The sequence below is a fragment of the Alteromonas sp. CNT1-28 genome (genome assembly GCF_022348345.1).
GTDB classification, from domain to species: Bacteria; Pseudomonadota; Gammaproteobacteria; order Enterobacterales; family Alteromonadaceae; genus Alteromonas; species Alteromonas macleodii.
On sequence record NZ_JAKREZ010000101.1, the window covers coordinates 1 to 1,217 of the forward strand.

1 protein-coding gene is annotated in these 1,217 nt (G+C 46.9%); it reads left to right on the plus strand.

What is annotated here, in order from left to right; all coding sequences use genetic code 11:
* Positions 1-96 precede the first annotated feature (96 nt).
* Positions 97-1,194, plus strand: coding sequence for an ISAs1 family transposase (locus tag MHN02_RS21505; protein ID WP_071978364.1), 1,098 nt, complete (start codon positions 97-99; stop codon positions 1,192-1,194).
* The last annotated feature ends 23 nt before the right edge of the window (positions 1,195-1,217 follow it).

Consider the following 1,217-nt stretch of genomic DNA (forward strand, 5'->3'; position numbering starts at 1 on the left):
CAGGGCGAGATCGCGAACATTATTTGATCAAATTTAACTGTTAGTTGACGACCTGGTCTGGCTATGATCATATGCTCTCTTTTTGGGAGCACCACAATGTCACTTGCCGTTTTTGCCAGCCACTTTCATTCGATAGACGAGCCTCGCCAGGCCAGTAAAATCACCTATCCGCTATTTGACGTTTTATTTCTAACTGTTGCAGCTGTGATAGCGGGTGCTGAAGGATGGGAAGACATTGAAGATTTTGGTCGCTGTCACCTGGATTGGCTTAAGCAACATGGTGATTTTAGTCTGGGTATTCCCGTGCACGATACGATTGCCCGGCTTGTAAGTCGTGTTGACCCGGGCCAGTTTCAACAGGCATTCATTGCCTGGATGCAACAAACAGAAATACTGACACAAGGTCAGGTCATCGCGGTTGATGGAAAAACGCTAAAAAGCTCTTATGACCGAACGGACAGACGTACCGCCATTCATATGGTTAACGCCTATGCGACGGCCAATGGTGTGGTACTGGGACAGTATAAAACGGATGCAAAGTCCAACGAAATCACGGCTGTTCCCGCGCTGTTGCAACTGCTTGATATTAAAGGTTGCCTGGTCAGTCTGGATGCCATGGGATGTCAAACGAGTATTGCACAAACCATCATAGACAAAGAGGCAGACTACTTACTGACGGTGAAAGCGAATCAACGAGGCTTATACACCGGATTACAAGAGGCTTTTTCCCAAACAACAGCTGACAAGCTGACGCATGTCGAACAAGGTCATGGCCGTAGGGAATATCGAGAATATCAGGTATTGCCCGCATCTGGCTTTACAACAGAACATAGCAGTTGGCCCAAACTGACTACGCTGGGTATGGCAGTTCATTACAGAGTGGATAAGCAGGGTAAACAGAGTTTGGAGTCACGTTACTATATCTGTTCGAAAACACTCAGTGCAGAGCATTTTGCCAGTGCTGTTCGCAATCACTGGGGTATCGAAAACAAAGTCCACTGGCTTCTTGATGTGGCAATGCATGAGGATGCATGTCAAATACATCGCGGTGATGCCGCTCAAAATCTCGCCTGCATAAGGCAAGTGGCACTCAATCAGCTAAAACGGGAAAAAACGAAGAAGGCCAGCATCCGACGTAAACAGCGCATTGCGGCTATGGATACTGCGTATCTTGAAAAAGTGATAACTGCTTAAAAAATGATCACGCTCTTACCCTG